The organism is Acidovorax sacchari (assembly GCF_042847045.1).
GTDB lineage: Bacteria > Pseudomonadota > Gammaproteobacteria > Burkholderiales > Burkholderiaceae_C > Paracidovorax > Paracidovorax sacchari.
The window spans coordinates 1,871,218-1,885,078 of sequence record NZ_AP035783.1 but is presented as its reverse complement, the minus strand read 5'-3'; the positions used below and the strand labels follow the sequence as shown (position 1 = coordinate 1,885,078).

The 13,861-nt window shown below is 71.0% G+C and carries 17 protein-coding genes; 9 read left to right on the top strand and 8 right to left on the bottom strand.

The window, feature by feature from the left end:
- The first annotated feature begins 12 nt into the window (after window positions 1–12).
- On the top strand, window positions 13–726 hold the full coding sequence (gene serB, locus ACGHC0_RS08505; protein WP_415267939.1) for a phosphoserine phosphatase SerB: 714 nt from the start codon (window positions 13–15) through the stop codon (window positions 724–726).
- A 153-nt stretch (window positions 727–879) separates the two neighbouring features.
- Window positions 880–1,668 (top strand): MetQ/NlpA family ABC transporter substrate-binding protein, encoded by a 789-nt coding sequence (locus ACGHC0_RS08500; protein WP_415267938.1) that lies wholly within the window; start codon window positions 880–882, stop codon window positions 1,666–1,668.
- 67 nt (window positions 1,669–1,735) lie between these two features.
- On the opposite strand, the gene ACGHC0_RS08495 is transcribed toward ACGHC0_RS08500, so the two are convergent.
- Entirely contained in the window at window positions 1,736–2,398 is a 663-nt protein-coding gene (locus ACGHC0_RS08495; protein WP_415267937.1) for a LysE/ArgO family amino acid transporter, read from the bottom strand.
- A gap of 70 nt (window positions 2,399–2,468) precedes the next feature.
- Here ACGHC0_RS08495 and ACGHC0_RS08490 point away from each other — a divergent pair, with 70 nt between their 5' ends.
- The 5 genes from ACGHC0_RS08490 (at window position 2,469) to ACGHC0_RS08470 (ending at window position 6,951) form a co-directional block, all read left to right on the top strand.
- The gene (locus ACGHC0_RS08490; protein ID WP_415267936.1) at window positions 2,469–3,425 is read left to right on the top strand and encodes an HTH-type transcriptional regulator ArgP; all 957 of its coding nucleotides are present in this window, start codon (window positions 2,469–2,471) and stop codon (window positions 3,423–3,425) included.
- A 180-nt stretch (window positions 3,426–3,605) separates the two neighbouring features.
- On the top strand, window positions 3,606–5,165 hold the full coding sequence (locus ACGHC0_RS08485) for a GMC oxidoreductase (protein ID WP_368354798.1): 1,560 nt from the start codon (window positions 3,606–3,608) through the stop codon (window positions 5,163–5,165).
- Window positions 5,162–5,623, top strand: coding sequence for a DoxX family membrane protein (locus tag ACGHC0_RS08480; RefSeq protein WP_415267935.1), 462 nt, complete (start codon window positions 5,162–5,164; stop codon window positions 5,621–5,623). Before ACGHC0_RS08485 ends, ACGHC0_RS08480 begins: the two co-directional genes overlap by 4 nt.
- Complete coding sequence (locus tag ACGHC0_RS08475; protein ID WP_415267934.1) at window positions 5,624–6,070, top strand: cupin domain-containing protein; 447 nt, start codon at window positions 5,624–5,626, stop codon at window positions 6,068–6,070. It abuts the gene before it with no gap.
- Window positions 6,067–6,951 carry a VOC family protein gene (locus ACGHC0_RS08470; RefSeq protein ID WP_415267933.1) on the top strand — a complete coding sequence of 295 codons (885 nt, stop codon included), beginning with the start codon at window positions 6,067–6,069 and terminating at the stop codon, window positions 6,949–6,951. Before ACGHC0_RS08475 ends, ACGHC0_RS08470 begins: the two co-directional genes overlap by 4 nt.
- 41 nt (window positions 6,952–6,992) lie before the next feature.
- Here the strand turns inward: ACGHC0_RS08470 and ACGHC0_RS08465 are convergent, their stop codons facing one another.
- Window positions 6,993–7,982: an SMP-30/gluconolactonase/LRE family protein gene (locus ACGHC0_RS08465; protein ID WP_415267932.1), complete on the bottom strand. Its 990-nt coding sequence runs from the start codon at window positions 7,980–7,982 to the stop codon at window positions 6,993–6,995.
- Window positions 7,983–8,233: 251 nt separating this feature from the next.
- Here ACGHC0_RS08465 and ACGHC0_RS08460 point away from each other — a divergent pair, with 251 nt between their 5' ends.
- A complete protein-coding gene (locus ACGHC0_RS08460) occupies window positions 8,234–8,689 on the top strand; it encodes a group III truncated hemoglobin (RefSeq protein WP_415268392.1) in 456 nt (151 codons plus the stop codon).
- A gap of 28 nt (window positions 8,690–8,717) precedes the next feature.
- On the opposite strand, the gene ACGHC0_RS08455 is transcribed toward ACGHC0_RS08460, so the two are convergent.
- The gene (locus tag ACGHC0_RS08455) at window positions 8,718–8,942 is read right to left on the bottom strand and encodes a DUF3820 family protein (protein ID WP_368354793.1); all 225 of its coding nucleotides are present in this window, start codon (window positions 8,940–8,942) and stop codon (window positions 8,718–8,720) included.
- Between the two features lie 13 nt (window positions 8,943–8,955).
- Window positions 8,956–9,321 carry a translation initiation factor Sui1 gene (locus ACGHC0_RS08450; RefSeq protein ID WP_011794705.1) on the bottom strand — a complete coding sequence of 122 codons (366 nt, stop codon included), beginning with the start codon at window positions 9,319–9,321 and terminating at the stop codon, window positions 8,956–8,958.
- Between the two features lie 193 nt (window positions 9,322–9,514).
- On the opposite strand from ACGHC0_RS08450, the gene ACGHC0_RS08445 reads away from it, so the two are divergent.
- A complete protein-coding gene (locus tag ACGHC0_RS08445) occupies window positions 9,515–10,855 on the top strand; it encodes a DEAD/DEAH box helicase (RefSeq protein WP_415267931.1) in 1,341 nt (446 codons plus the stop codon).
- A 23-nt stretch (window positions 10,856–10,878) separates the two neighbouring features.
- On the opposite strand, the gene ACGHC0_RS08440 is transcribed toward ACGHC0_RS08445, so the two are convergent.
- From ACGHC0_RS08440 to ACGHC0_RS08425, 4 genes are all read right to left on the bottom strand, one after another.
- Window positions 10,879–11,265 carry a DUF6172 family protein gene (locus ACGHC0_RS08440; RefSeq protein WP_368354791.1) on the bottom strand — a complete coding sequence of 129 codons (387 nt, stop codon included), beginning with the start codon at window positions 11,263–11,265 and terminating at the stop codon, window positions 10,879–10,881.
- Window positions 11,266–11,356: 91 nt separating this feature from the next.
- Window positions 11,357–12,355: an aldo/keto reductase gene (locus ACGHC0_RS08435; protein WP_415267930.1), complete on the bottom strand. Its 999-nt coding sequence runs from the start codon at window positions 12,353–12,355 to the stop codon at window positions 11,357–11,359.
- A gap of 43 nt (window positions 12,356–12,398) precedes the next feature.
- Window positions 12,399–12,623: a SlyX family protein gene (locus ACGHC0_RS08430; protein WP_368354789.1), complete on the bottom strand. Its 225-nt coding sequence runs from the start codon at window positions 12,621–12,623 to the stop codon at window positions 12,399–12,401.
- Window positions 12,624–12,626: 3 nt separating this feature from the next.
- Entirely contained in the window at window positions 12,627–13,823 is a 1,197-nt protein-coding gene (locus tag ACGHC0_RS08425) for a PLP-dependent aminotransferase family protein (RefSeq protein WP_415267929.1), read from the bottom strand.
- Between the last annotated feature and the right edge of the window lie 38 nt (window positions 13,824–13,861).

The window sequence follows — 13,861 nt, the reverse complement described above, 5'->3', positions numbered from 1 at the left end:
ACACCCCCACCAATGACAAATACCACCGAATTCGCCCCCGGCCTCGTCCTGCAGGGCATCGAGCCCCCGCTGTCCCTGTCGGACTACCAGCTCATCGCCTTCGACATGGACTCCACGCTGATCAACATCGAGTGCGTGGACGAGATCGCGGATGCCGCCGGGCGCAAGGCCGAGGTGGCCGCGATCACCGAAGCCGCCATGCAGGGCCTGATCACCGACTACAAGGAAAGCCTGCGCCAGCGCGTGGCGCTGCTGCGCGGCGTGGGCGTGGAGCACATGGAGCAGGTCTTCCGCGAGCGCCTGCGCTTCAACCCCGGCGCGAAGGAACTCATCGACGCCGCCAAGGCCGCGGGCCTCACCACGCTGCTGGTCTCCGGCGGGTTCACGTTCTTCTCGGACCGCGTGCGCGCCGGACTGGGCATCGACCTCTCGCGCGCCAACGTGCTGGAGATCGAGGACGGCCGCCTCACGGGCCGCATGGTGGACCAGCCCTGGGGCGACATCTGCGACGGCGCCGAGAAGCGCCGCACGCTGCTGGAAGTGGCCTCGCTGATGGGCATCGACCCTGCGCAGGCGATCGCGGTGGGCGACGGCGCCAACGACCTGCCCATGATGGGCGTGGCGGGCCTGTCCGTGGCCTTCCATGCGAAGCCCGCCGTGCGCGCGCAGGCCAGGGTGGCGATCAACGAGGGCGGCCTCGACCGGCTGCTGGAAGTCCTGCGCTGAAACCGCCAGCCGCGCATAAGCAACGGCCGCGTTATATGGGTATGACAATAAAAACGTGGTGGGCCTGCGGGAAACTACCTAGACTCCGGGCCCATGGGTGACAGCCCCGGCGCGGCCGGGGCGCCCCACCAACCGAAGAAAGCCCTTGCTCCGATGCTGAAGAAAGCCCTCTCCGCCCTGGCCCTGGCCGCGCTCGCCGTTTCCGCGCATGCGGCCGATACCGTCCTCAAGGTGGCGGCCTCCGCCGTGCCGCACGCCGAGATCCTGAATTTCGTGAAGCCGCAGCTCAAGGCCCAGGGCGTGGACCTGCAGGTGCGGGAATTCAGCGATTACATCCAGCCCAATGCCGCGGTGGAAGACAGGCAGCTCGACGCCAACTTCTTCCAGCACCAGCCCTACCTGGACAGCTACAACAAGGACCGCAAGAGCAGCATCGTGGCAGTGCCGGACGGCAAGGTCCACGTGGAGCCCTTCGGCGCCTATTCGAAGAAGATCAAGTCCGTGAGCGAGCTCAAGGACGGCGCCACCATCGCCATCCCCAATGACCCGTCGAACGCGGGCCGCGCGCTGATCCTGCTGCAGAAGCAGGGCCTCATCACGCTCAAGGACCCGAAGAACATCACGGCCACGCCGATCGACATCGCCCGGAACCCGAAGAAGCTCAAGTTCCGCGAACTGGAAGCCGCCCTGCTGCCCCGCGCGCTGCAGGACGTGGACCTGGCCCTGATCAACACCAACTACGCGATCGAGGCCAAGCTGAACCCGACGAAGGACGCGCTGTTCATCGAAGGCAGCGATTCGCCCTACGCCAACCTGATCGCCGCCCGCTCCGACCGCGCCAACGATCCCGCGATCGCCAAGCTGGTGAAGGCGCTGCACACGCCCGAGGTGAAGAAGTTCATCCAGGACAAGTACCAGGGCGCGATCGTGCCGGCGTTCTGATCGCACGGCCCCCGGCGCCCTGCGCGCCTGCAACCCGACCAGGGCGCCGCATCCGCGGCGCCCTTTTTCATTCCAGCCCCTGCCAGAGCCAGAACGACAGGGTCAGCATGATCGCCCCCGTGAGGCCGTCCAGCAGGCGCCAGGCCACCGGCTTGGCGAACACGCCCTGCAGCTGGCGCCCTGCGAAGGCGAGCATCAGGAACCACAGCAGGCTGGCCGACGCCGCGCCGGCCACGAAGACCCACTTGAGGCCGCCCTCCTGACGGGCGCCGATGGAGCCCACGAGCACCACGGTGTCCAGGTACACATGCGGGTTGAGCAGCGTGATCGCGGCCAGGGTGCCCAGCACGCCCAGCAGCCCCTGGCGGGTGCGCTCGCCGTCGGTGCGCAGGCTGGCGCCCGCGCCGAACAGGGCGCGGTGCCATGCGAACAGCCCGTAGGCCAGCAGGAATACGGCGCCGCCCAGGGTCAGCACGCGCGCCAGGCCCGGGGCGCTCTCCAGCAGCTTCGCCATGCCGGCCACGCCGGCGCCGATCAGCACCGCGTCGGCCAGCACGCACAGGGCCACGCAGGCCCGCACGTGCCGCCCGGCGACCGCCTGGCGCAGCACGTACGCGTTCTGCGCGCCGATGGAGACGATCAGGGACATGCAGACCGTGAAGCCGGCCAGCCAGGCGGCGGACGCGGCCCCGCCGGAGAACAGCGAAGAGGAAGGAAGAAGTGCCCACATGCGGTCGATTCTGGGCGGGTGTAAAAATTATGTAAACTTAAAAACTCTAACCATCATTAAGCATTACTTCATGCTGGACTACGCTGGACTCGAGGCCCTTGCGGCCGTGGTGCGCGAGGGCAGTTTCGAACGTGCGGCGCGGCGCCTGCACGTCACGCCCTCGGCCGTCTCGCAGCGCGTCAAGCAGCTGGAAGAGCGTGCGGGACAGGTGCTGGTGCAGCGCGGCACGCCCTGCACGGGCACCGAGGCCGGACGCCGGCTGTGCCTGCACCTGGAACAGGTGGCCCTGCTGGAGAACGAGCTGCGCCGGGCCCATCCCGCGCTGGTGCCCGATGCCCACGCCCCCGCACCCACGGTCAAGCTGGCGGTGAACGACGATTCGCTGTCCACCTGGTTCATGGATGCGATGGCGGCTTTCGCCGAGGGCGGCAACGAACTGCTGGACGTTCGCATCGACGACCAGGAACACACCGCGCAGCGGCTGCGCGAGGGCGAGGTGATCGCCGCGGTGACGGCCACCGCAGGTGCCATCGCGGGCTGCAACACCTGGCCGCTGGGCTCCATGCACTACGTGGCGGCGGCCAGCCCGGCCTTCGTGCGCCGCCATTTCGGGCCGGACACGGGCGGGGTGACCCAGGACACCATCGCGCAGGCGCCGATGATGGTGTACAGCCGCAACGACCGCCTGCAGGACCAGTGGCTGCAGCGCCAGGGGCTCGGCTCGCGCCGCCATCCGCCCCGCCACTTCCTGCCGTCCAACCAGGGCTTCCTGCGCAGCTGCGAGATGGGCATCGGCTGGGGCATGCACCCCACGGTGCTGATCGAGCGGCAGCTCGCGGACGGCACGCTGGTGGAGATGCTGCCGGGTACCGGCATGGACGTGGCGCTCTACTGGGCCCACCCGCGTTCGGCCCAGGCAGGGCTGGAGCGGCTCACGCAGTGCGTCATGGCCGCCGCGCACGACTGGCTGGGCGCCGGCCGCGGCGCCCGGCGCGCGGGCGCTTCGCGCAGGCCGGGGAAGAAGTAGCGGGCGCCACCACTGCCGGGAGCGGCCTGTAGGACCCCGCCGCAAAAGCGCACCGCATGGCAGGAACGGGGCCACGGCGCACATTTCCAGCCCCACTGCCGGGCTACCATGAATGCGGCCCCTTCGATGTGCCCGCGCACGAGGCACAGCCCCTTCCGGTGCGATGAAAGAACCCGCCTGATGTCCCACTACGACCTGATCGTCATCGGCAGCGGCCCCGGCGGCGCGAGCCTCGCGCACCGGCTGGCGCCGACCGGCAAGCGCATCCTGATCCTGGAACGCGGCGACTACCTGCGGCGCGAGGAAGCCAACTGGAGCGCGCAGGCCGTGTTCGTGGAGGGGCGCTACCAGGCGCGCGAATCCTGGATCGACCGGGACGGGCACCGTTTCGCCCCGCAGCTCCACTACTGCGTGGGCGGCAATTCGAAGGTGTACGGTGCCGCGCTGCTGCGGCTGCGCGAGCGCGATTTCGGCGAAGTGCGCCACCACGGCGGCATCTCGCCGGCCTGGCCGCTGGCCTATGCCGACTTCGCGCCCTGGTACGACGAGGCCGAGGCGCTGTTCCACGTGCACGGCCTGCGCGGGGACGACCCGCTCGATCCAGGCACCACGCCTTACCCTTTCCCGCCGGTGCGGCACGAGCCCAAGATCGCGCAATTGAACGACAAGCTGCGCGGCATCGGCCTGCATCCCTTCCACCTGCCGCTGGGCATTCTGCTCGACCAGAAGGACGACGGCTTCGCCACGCCGACGAGCACCTGCATGCGCTGTTCGTACTTCGACGGCTTTCCCTGCCTGCTCAATGGCAAGGCCGACGCGCAGGTGATGTGCATCGACCCGATGCTGCGCGACCACCCGAATGTCACGCTGCTGACGGGTGCCTATGCCTCGCGCCTGGAGACGGATGCCAGTGGCCGGCGGGTGGAGGGGGTGGTGGTCGAGCGCGGCGGCCGGGAAGAGCGCTACACCGCCGGCACGGTGGTGGTGGCCTGCGGCGCGCTGTCGTCCGCCCTGCTGCTGCTGCGGTCGGCGAACGACCGCCACCCGAACGGCCTCGCCAATGGCTCGGACCAGGTCGGCCGCAACTACATGCGCCACGAGATGTCGATCGTGATGGCGGTGATGAAGGAGGTCAACGAAACGGTCTTCCAGAAGACGCTCGCGCTCGGCGACTTCTACTTCGGCAGCGACGACTGGGAACATCCGCTGGGGCTGATCCAGATGTGCGCGACCAGCCATGCGGACCAGATCAAGGGGGAGGCACCGTTGCCCGGCCTGATGAAGCACCTGCCCGAGATGCCCTTCGAGGAAATGGCCCGGCATTCGATGGACTTCTGGCTGCAGGCCGAGGACCTGCCGGTCCCCGAGAACCGCGTGTACTACCGGGACGGCAAGGTGCACCTCGACGTGCGCGAGACCAATGCGGAGGCGCTCAGGCGCCTGCAGGCCAAGCTCAAGCAGGTGCTCGACGCGATCGGCTGGCCCGCGGTGCTGGTGGAGCGCTCGCTCTACCTCGGCAAGGACATCCCGCTCTCCGGCACCGCGCACCAGGCCGGCACCTGCCGCTTCGGCACCGACCCGGCGACCTCGGTGCTGGATCTCGACTGCCGCGCCCACGAGGTGGACAACCTCTATGTGACCGACGCGAGCTTCTTCCCTTCGATCGGCGCGGTGAACCCCACGCTCACCATCATCGCGAACGCATTGCGCGTCGCCGACATCCTGAAGGGGCGCCTGTGACCGCCGCCATCGCCGTGACCTTCCTCGTGCGCTGCGTGATGGTGCTGCTGTTCCTGCCCTTCAGCGCGCTCGACAAGCTGCTGGGCTTCGGCCACGCGGTAGGGCAGGCGCAGGAAGTGTTCAAGCCGCGCTGGCTGGCGCGCGCCGTGATCCTGGCCGGGCTGGCGATCGAGGTGGTGTGCAGCCTGGGCGTGGTCAGCGGCGTGTCCGACCGGGCCGCGGCCTTCGTGATCGCGGGCTACTGTTTTGCGACCGCGGTGCTGTTCAAGCCGTTCTGGAAGCCCGGCGACTTCTGGTCGAACCCCGACGGCAGGGCGCGCGGCCTGTTCTGGGATTTCCTCAAGAACCTGGCGCTGGGCGCCGGCTTCCTGCTGCTGGTGGTCGGCACCGACGGGTCCGGCCTGCAGCCCTTCCTCGATGCGCCTTTCGCGTCGAGCCAGCCCTACCGGAGCCCCTGAATGTCCGATCCCGGCCCCCGCCCTTCCGTGCCCTACCAGCACCTCTACACCGATGCCGACGGCGTCAGCCGCTTCCAGTCCTGTGCGCTCACCGACTATGAACTGCACCGCGTCGGCGCCGCCGATCCGCAGTGGAACAACTCCATGGAGCGCGGTGATTCGACCGTCGTCTTCACCGTGCAGCCGGTCGGCTGGGTGGGCGAGTGGCACGAAAACCCGGCCCCGCAATGGATCGTCGTGCTCTCGGGCCGCTGGTGGATCGAGGCGATGGACGGCACCCGCATCGAGCAGGGCCCGGGCGAGTTTTCGTTCGGGGGTGACCAGGGCTGCGCCGAGGTCGATGGCAGGAAGGGCCACCGCTCCGGCACCGTGGGCGACGAACCCTGCTGCCTGATGACGGTGCAGCTGCACCGCGCGCCGGTGCGGCGGCCGTGCGAGCTGGGGTGATCCTCCCGCCATTCCGCGACGGCGATGCGCCACGCGACGCCATGCGGCAGGGCGCGGCGCTGGACCGCATCGTCGCCTTCTGTCTGGTCGCCCACGACGGAGCGGCCCTGGCGCGTTTCTACGCCGCGCTGGGCTTCGTGCAGGAAGGAGCAGCCTGGCCGATCGCCGCCGCCGAGTCGGCGATCCTCGGCCTGGCGGGCGGCGGCATGCGGCGCGCGATGCGCCTGGGCACGGCACGGTTGTGGATCGACCAGTACGACTGGCCCGGCCGGCCCTACCCCGAAGCTGCGGATGCCGCGTCGAGTTGCTTCCAGCATTTCGCGCTGGCCACCGACGACATCGAGGCCGCCTGGAAGCACACACAGGCGGCCGGCGCCACACCGATCAGCCGCACCGGCCCGGTCACGCTGCCCGCTTCCTCGGGCGGAGTCATCGCGGTCAAGTTCCGCGACCCGGAGGGCCACCCGCTGGAGCTGATCCACTTTCCGGACGGTGGCCGCAGGGGTTGGCGGGGCCAGGGCATCCTCGGCATCGACCACAGCGCGATCGCGGTCGCGGATGTGGAGCGGTCCCGCGCTTTCTACCGTGCCCACGGCCTGGCCTGCGGCGACGCCACGCTGAACCGCGGCCCGACGCAGGTCGCGCTCGACGGCCTGGACGGTGTGCGCGTGGACGTGGTGCCAATGCATCCCGCGGGGCCGGGGCCGCATGTCGAATTGCTGCACTACCGGCATCCGCAGGGCACGCCGCCGGTGGAGCCCTGGGCGATCCACGATGTGGCCGCGACCCGCATCGTCTGGCAGGGCTCCGCCCCCACGCTGCTGCGCGACCCGGACGGGCATATCCACCAGATCGCTGGCGCGGCGCAAGCCGGCGCATAGCCCATCGCCCCCCAAGGCCGGCGGGCGCGATGCCCCGGTTTTCAAGCTTCGCTCAGGTCGATCGCGAGCAGCCGCGTGGATGCCGCGATAAAGAGCCGCCGCCCGCTGCTGCCGCCGAAACAGACATTGCACACCGTCTCCGCGATGGGGACCGACCCAAGGTACTCCTGGTCCGCCGACCAGATGTGCACGCCGTCCGCCGCGCTGCACCAGACCCAGCCGCGGCTGTCCACCGCCAGGCCGTCGGGATTGCCCTGCGCGGGCGAGCAGAAGAAGCGCCGGCCGGAGAGTGTTCCGCCAGCGCCGAGGGTGAAGGCCTCGACTTCATGCCTGCTTCCCGGGGAACCGCCAGGGGCCTCGCCCAGCGCCCTCGATGTGTCGGTCACGTACAGCGTGCGGCCATCGGGCGCGAGCGCCACGCCGTTCGGCTGTTCGAAATCGGCCATCCGCGCGAGCACGCCGCTGGCGGGATCGAAGCGGTAGAGGCTGCGGTGCGTCAGTTCGGGTTCGGCCAGCGCGCCCTGGGCGGGCATCACGATGCCGAAGACCGGGTCGGTGAACCATACCGCCCCATCGGGCGCGACCGCCACGTCGTTGGGCGCATTGAGCCGCCGGCCCTCGTAATGCGTCACCACCGGCTCCGGCTCGCCCTGCAGGCCGGGGGCGGAGCGGCTGATGCAGCGACGCCCGTGCTCGCAGTGATAGACGCTGCCGTCCGCCGCCACCGCATTGCCGTTCGGGAACCAGGCCGGGTCGATCAGCGATTCCACCCGGCCGTCCTCCTCATACCAGGCATTGATGCGCCGGTTGGGCACGTCGGAGAACAGCAGGCGCCGATGCGATGCCTGCCACGCCGGGCCTTCGGCATGTATGGAGCCCTCGTGCAGCACCCAGAGCGGTGCGTCGGGCGCCAGCACCTCCGCGAGGCACGCGGCCCCGGTGCGGACGCCCGGGAAATCCGGATCCGCCATCGGCCGGCCCGGACGGCGCAGCAGGCGGCCGGGCAGCAGGTTCTGGTTCACTGGGTCCATGTCGGTTCCTTCCGCCGGACTGTCCGCAGGCCGGCCCGCCCCAGGATACGCAATGCACGGCGATCCGCCGGGAAGCCGCGGACGCGGGGGGGCGCAGGCACCTGCCGCGTGCAGGCGTCGGCGCGATCCTGCGGCGTGAGCGAACGCGCACATGGATGCGGATGCCGGTGCGCAGCGCTGGCGCCGGCCTGCCACAATCCGTGCAACGCTCCACGCCGCGCCACGCCGCGCAGGACGACGGATTTCCTGCCATGCCCGATCCGCACCAGCTTCCACCCTCCTCCTTCCCCTCCCCGGCCACGCAGGTCGCGCCAGCCCCGCCGGACCACGGCGCCATCGCCGCGCTGGTCCACGGGTTCTATGCGGACGTGCGCGCCCATCCGCTGCTCGGCCCGGTCTTCGAGGAGGCGCTGGCGGACCGGTGGGAGCCGCACCTCGCGCGCATGGTCGATTTCTGGGCCACGGTGGCACTCGGCGCACGAAGCTACCGCGGCAACGTGCAGCAGCGCCATGGGGCCCTGCAGGGCGTGACGCCCGCGCATTTCGCGGCGTGGGTGGGGCTGTGGAAGCAGCACACGGAGCGCCGCTTCGCGCCGGACGTCGCCCACGACCTGCAGCAGGCGGCGCACGGCGTGGCGCGCAACCTGTTCCGCACTCTGGTGGGGCGGCTGCCGGATTTCGCGGCAACCGCCGGCCACGGGCACTGAGGCCGGCCCTGGCCGGCGCGCCCCCAGGTCAGCCCTTGCGGGCGGCAGCACGCAGCGGTGCCAGCAGGTCCGACAGGCCGTTGTGGTCGATCTCGTGCATCAGCGCCAGCAGCCGGCCGATGTCGCCGGGCGGGAAGCCCTCGCGGGCGAACCAGTTCAGGTAGTTGCCGGGCAGGTCGGCGATCGCCGTGCCCTTGTGCTTGCCAAAGGGCATGACCACCGTGACGAGCCGCTCGAGCTGTGCCGGGTCCATGGCCGCCCTCCCCTCACCCGCCCGCGCGCCGGACCTTGTGGCCGAGCGCCTGGAGCGCCTGCATCACGCGCTCCACATGGTCGCCCTGCACTTCGATCACGCCGTCCTTGGCGGTGCCGCCCGTGCCGCAGGCGGCCTTGAGCTGCTTGCCCAGCTGGGCCAGTTCGGCCGCCGGCAGCGCCACGCCCTTCACCACGGTCACCGCCTTGCCGCCCCGGCCCTTGGTCTCGCGCGAGACGCGCACGATGCCGTCGCCCGCCGGCACCGCGGCCGCGCGCGCGGCGGCACAGGCGCATTGCGCGACCGGCTGGCGGCACGCAGGGCACATGCGGCCGGATTCGGTGGAATAGACGAGGCCGCCCAGGTCGCTCAGGCGCATGGAAGGCTCCGGTGCCGGCCGGCGGCGGGGGTGGAAGCGGAGGTGGCGGCATGAATGGGCATGGCGCGATTATCCCGGGCAGGCGGCGGTGCCGCACAATCCGCGTGGGCGCTTTTGCGCCCGCTCCGGTTCTCTCGCCCTTTGTTCCCGCTGCGGCCCCCTTCGTGCCGCGGCCGCCTGCCCCTTGCCCGCCATGCCCTTTGCCGCCCTCGGCCTCTCGCCCGCCCTCGTCCACGCCGCCGGGGCCCTGGGCTTCGACACGCCCACGCCCATCCAGGCGCAGGCCATTCCCGCCGTGCTGGACGGGCGCGACGTGCTGGGCCGCGCGCAAACGGGCTCGGGCAAGACGGCCGCCTTCGGCCTGCCGCTGCTGCAGCGGCTCCTGCCGCAGGCGCAGCAGGCCGGCGCCCGCCCCGGGCCGCGGCGCCCGTGCGCCCTGGTGCTGGTGCCCACGCGCGAGCTGGCGGCGCAGGTGGGCGAGGTGCTGCGCGACCTGGCGGGCCATCTGCCCGGGCCGCGGCTGAAGATCGCGATCGCGTTCGGCGGGGTGTCCATCAACCCGCAGCTGATGGCACTGCGCGGCGGCGCGGACGCGGTGGTGGCCACGCCGGGCCGGCTGCTGGACCTCGTGGAGCACAACGCCCTGTCGCTCTCGCAGGTGCAGGCGCTGGTGCTGGACGAGGCCGACCGGCTGCTGGACCTGGGATTCGCCGAAGAGCTGCAGCGCGTACTGGCATTGCTGCCGGCGCGGCGCCAGAACCTGCTGTTTTCCGCCACCTTCGAGCCGGGCGTGGCCCGGCTGGCCGAGGGCCTGCTGCGCGATCCGCTGCGCATCGAGATCGCCGAGGCGCCCGGCACGGCGCCCGACATCGCCCAGCGCGCCATCGCGGTGGAGGCACCGCGCCGCACCCAGCTGCTGAAGCAGCTGCTCACGCAGGAGCCCGGCTGGACGCGGGTGCTGGTGTTCGTGGCCACCCAGTACGCGGCCGAGCATGTGGCGGAGAAGCTCTACCAGTCCGGCATCTACGCATCGCCCTTCCATGGCGGCCTGAGCCAGGGCACGCGCCGACAGGTGCTGCAGGAATTCCGCGACGAACGCTGGCAGGTGCTGGTGACCACCGACCTGGCCGCGCGCGGCATCGACATCGCCGGGCTGCCGGCCGTCGTCAACTACGATCTGCCCCGGGCCGCGGCCGACTACGTGCACCGCATCGGCCGCACGGGGCGTGCCGGCGCCAGCGGCGTGGCGGTGAGCTTCGTCACGCCCGAGGCCGCACCCCACTGGCGGCTGCTCGCCCGGCGGCACGGACTGCAGGCGCTGCCGGTGGAGCAGGTCGCGGGATTCGAGGTGGCGCTCGGGCCCGCTGCGCAGGAAGCCGGCGCCGCGGAAGATGCGCCTGCGCGCCCGGGCAAGCTGCCGCCGGGCACGGGCGGCATCAAGGGCCGGCGCCCGAGCAAGAAGGACAAGCTGCGGGCCGCTGCCGCGGCGGCCGCCGCGCAGGCCGGCGGCACCGGAGAACCCACGGCAGATTGAGGCGGGCCGCGCGGCAGGTGGCGTCAGTCCCCGCCGTCGCCTCCACCATCCGCGCCGCCGTCGGCGCCGTCGCCATCCTCGGCATGCGAGCCGTCGCCGCCGGAGTCCGCCGGGCGCGCGGCCGGCTTGCGGGGCATGCCTTCGCCGGGCTTGGCGACGATCTCCACGTAGAACTGCGCGTCGCCGGACTGCGCCACGCCGTCGATCAGGCGGGTGATCTCCTCCACCTGCACGCTGCGGGCATCCTCCTGCGTGCGGCCGAAGCGGCAGTCGAAGTCCCAGAAGCGCGCACCCTCGGGCAGCGCGCGGCGGCGCTCGCGGCGCAGGTAGCGGTGGATGTCGTGGCGGGCCGCGTCCAGCAGCCGGTCGCGGTTCTTGCCTTCGATATGGAGCACATAGGTCTTTCGCATGTGCCCATCGTAACCTGCCCGCGCCGGCGCACTATGATTTCAATAGCAACATGCGACGAACGGACCGACTCCGCGGTAGCCCCGCTCGGGTCTAAACACGCGGCGGCGAGGGGTATGCCGGGTCGCTGTAGCCCGGCGTGGAGGGATGGCCCGGCGCCACCATGCCGTCCACCAGGGCTTCGTCCTCCGGAGTGACGGTGTATTCGAGCGCAGGGGCGTAGTCCTGCCACTGGGCCAGGGTGCGCGGGCCCGCGATGACGGCGGAGACCGCCCGGTGGGCCAGGACCCACGCCGTGGCGAACTGGGCCAGCGTCACGCCGCGGGCCTCGGAGTGCTGCTTCAGCTCCTGCGCCAGCACCAGCGATTCGTGGCGGAATTCGGTTTCCGCGATGCGCCTGTCGCCCCGCCCGGCGCGCGTGCCCGCCGCGGGCGCCTCGCCCGGCAGGTACTTGCCGGTGAGCACGCCGCGCGCGATGGGGCTGTAGGGCACCACGCCCAGGCCGTGGTGCGCGCAGGCCGGCAGGATCTCGACCTCCGGCATGCGGTTGAGCAGGTTGTAGTAGGGCTGGCAGACCACGGGCCCGGGCATGCCGATGCGCGCGGCGCCGTGCACCAGCTCGGCGATGCGCCAGGCGCGGAAGTTGGAGACGCCCCAGTAGCGGATCTTGCCCGCGCGCAGCAGCGCATCGATGGCGAAGAGCGGCTCCTCGAGGTCCATGCCCAGGAAATCGCGGTGCAGGTAGAGGATGTCCACATGGTCGGTGCGCAGGCGTGCCAGGCTGGCTTCCACCTCGCGCAGCATCCAGGTGCGGGAATAGTGGCTCTCGTTCACGCGGTCGGACATCCGGTTGCCCAGCTTGGTGGCCAGCACCCAGTCGTGCCGCTGGCCCGCCAGCAGGTCGCCCAGCATCGATTCGGATGCGCCTTTGGTATAGACGTCCGCCGTGTCGATGAAATTCACGCCGCGCTCCCGCGCATCGGCCACGATGGCCGCGGCCTCTTCGCTGCCGGTCTGGTCGCCGAACATCATGGTGCCCAGGCAGAGGGCGGAAACCTGCAGGTTGCTGCGGCCGAGGCGGCGGTATTGCATGGGGCTGGCCTTTCAGGGAATGGGGCGCACGCAGGGTGCGGGGTCAGTAGTGCGGCGGGATCTCGTCGCGTAGGCTGCCGCCGGGCGCCGTGCCACCCGGCTCGGGCAGTTGCTGGCGCAGCGCCGCCAGGGCGCGCTGCAGCGCATCGATCTGCTGCTGCTGGCGATAGACGGTGACGTTGAGCTGGTCCAGCAGGTCTTCGGCGTAGCTGGCCTTGATCTCCAGCTCGTCGAGGCGCTCGGAGGGGGTGCGGTCGGGGCCCGGCATGGCTCAGCCTCGCAGCGCCTGGCCGAGGCGCGCCACGCCTTCGCGGATCCTGTCCACGTCGGCCGTCGCGAACGACAGGCGCAGCGTGGCATGGTCGGGGTTCGCGCAGAAGAACGGCGTGCCGGGCACGAAGGCCACGCCCTTGTCGATGGCCAGCTTGGCCAGCACGTTGCCGTCGGCCACCGCGCCGCCCGCCCCCGTGAGCCGCGCCCACACGAACAGGCCGCCCCGGGGCTGGACGAAGTCGATCGCCTCGCCGAGTTCGCGCCGCAGTGCCTCGCCCATGGCCTGCGCGCGCTCGGCGTACACCGCGCGCACCTTCGCCAGCGTGGCCGGCATGCGGCCTGAACGCAGGTACTGCGCGGCCGTGGCCTGCGCGAAGGTGCTGGTGTGCGCGTCGCTGAACTGCTTGCACATGGTGGCCTTGGCCAGCAGCTCGGCGGGCGCGATCAGCCAGCCCACGCGCAGGCCGGGGCTGAGCACCTTGCTGAGGCTGCCGCAGTGGGCCAGCAGTTCGCGGCTGCCGGGCACCGTGGCCGACAGCGCCAGCAGGCTGGGCGGCGGCGCCTCGCCGAAGTACAGGTCGCCGTAGGGATCGTCCTCGACGATCAGCACCTGGTGGCGCACGGCCAGCTCCAGGATCTTGCGGCGGCGCTCCAGCGACAGCAGCGCACCGCTGGGGTTGCCGAAGGTGGGGATGAGATAGACGAACTTGGGCCGGTGCTCCACGATGAGCCGCTCGAGCGCGTCGGCATCCACACCGTGGCCGTCCACGGGCGCGCTCACCAGTTCGGCGCCGTAGAGGCGGAAGCACTGGATGGTGGCGAGGAAGGTGGGCCCTTCCACGATCACCTTGTCGCCGGGGCTGATGAGGGTCTTGCCCAGCAGGTCCAGCGCCTGCTGGCTGCCGGTGGTGACGATCAGGTCCTCGGGCCGCACGCCCTGCGCGCCCTTGGAGGCCATGAAGGCCGAGAGCTGTTCGCGCAGCGGGTTGTAGCCCTCGGTGGCACCGTACTGCAGTGCCGTGCCGGGCTCTTCGCTCAGTGCCCGCTCGCTCGCCTCGCGGATGCCCTCGACATCGAACATCGCGCTGTCGGGAAAGCCGCCGGCGAAGCTGATGATGCCGGGCTTGCCCAGCAGCTTGAACAGCTCCCGGATGGCAGAGGTTTCGACGTTGTTCAGGCGGTCTGCGAATTGCATGGCGTGTTCAAGGTGTGTTGGCGAAAGACCCCCATTGT

Excerpts from the sequence above, each read along its gene's own strand:
- serB (WP_415267939.1), top strand. The coding sequence starts at position 13 with ATGACAAATACCACCGAATTCGCCCCCGGCCTCGTCCTGCAGGGCATC.
- ACGHC0_RS08500 (WP_415267938.1), top strand. The coding sequence starts at position 880 with ATGCTGAAGAAAGCCCTCTCCGCCCTGGCCCTGGCCGCGCTCGCCGTT.
- ACGHC0_RS08495 (WP_415267937.1), bottom strand. The coding sequence starts at position 2,398 with ATGTGGGCACTTCTTCCTTCCTCTTCGCTGTTCTCCGGCGGGGCCGCG.
- ACGHC0_RS08490 (WP_415267936.1), top strand. The coding sequence starts at position 2,469 with ATGCTGGACTACGCTGGACTCGAGGCCCTTGCGGCCGTGGTGCGCGAG.
- ACGHC0_RS08485 (WP_368354798.1), top strand. The coding sequence starts at position 3,606 with ATGTCCCACTACGACCTGATCGTCATCGGCAGCGGCCCCGGCGGCGCG.
- ACGHC0_RS08475 (WP_415267934.1), top strand. The coding sequence starts at position 5,624 with ATGTCCGATCCCGGCCCCCGCCCTTCCGTGCCCTACCAGCACCTCTAC.
- ACGHC0_RS08465 (WP_415267932.1), bottom strand. The coding sequence starts at position 7,982 with ATGGACCCAGTGAACCAGAACCTGCTGCCCGGCCGCCTGCTGCGCCGT.
- ACGHC0_RS08460 (WP_415268392.1), top strand. The coding sequence starts at position 8,234 with ATGCCCGATCCGCACCAGCTTCCACCCTCCTCCTTCCCCTCCCCGGCC.
- ACGHC0_RS08455 (WP_368354793.1), bottom strand. The coding sequence starts at position 8,942 with ATGGACCCGGCACAGCTCGAGCGGCTCGTCACGGTGGTCATGCCCTTT.
- ACGHC0_RS08450 (WP_011794705.1), bottom strand. The coding sequence starts at position 9,321 with ATGCGCCTGAGCGACCTGGGCGGCCTCGTCTATTCCACCGAATCCGGC.
- ACGHC0_RS08445 (WP_415267931.1), top strand. The coding sequence starts at position 9,515 with ATGCCCTTTGCCGCCCTCGGCCTCTCGCCCGCCCTCGTCCACGCCGCC.
- ACGHC0_RS08440 (WP_368354791.1), bottom strand. The coding sequence starts at position 11,265 with ATGCGAAAGACCTATGTGCTCCATATCGAAGGCAAGAACCGCGACCGG.
- ACGHC0_RS08435 (WP_415267930.1), bottom strand. The coding sequence starts at position 12,355 with ATGCAATACCGCCGCCTCGGCCGCAGCAACCTGCAGGTTTCCGCCCTC.
- ACGHC0_RS08430 (WP_368354789.1), bottom strand. The coding sequence starts at position 12,623 with ATGCCGGGCCCCGACCGCACCCCCTCCGAGCGCCTCGACGAGCTGGAG.
- ACGHC0_RS08425 (WP_415267929.1), bottom strand. The coding sequence starts at position 13,823 with ATGCAATTCGCAGACCGCCTGAACAACGTCGAAACCTCTGCCATCCGG.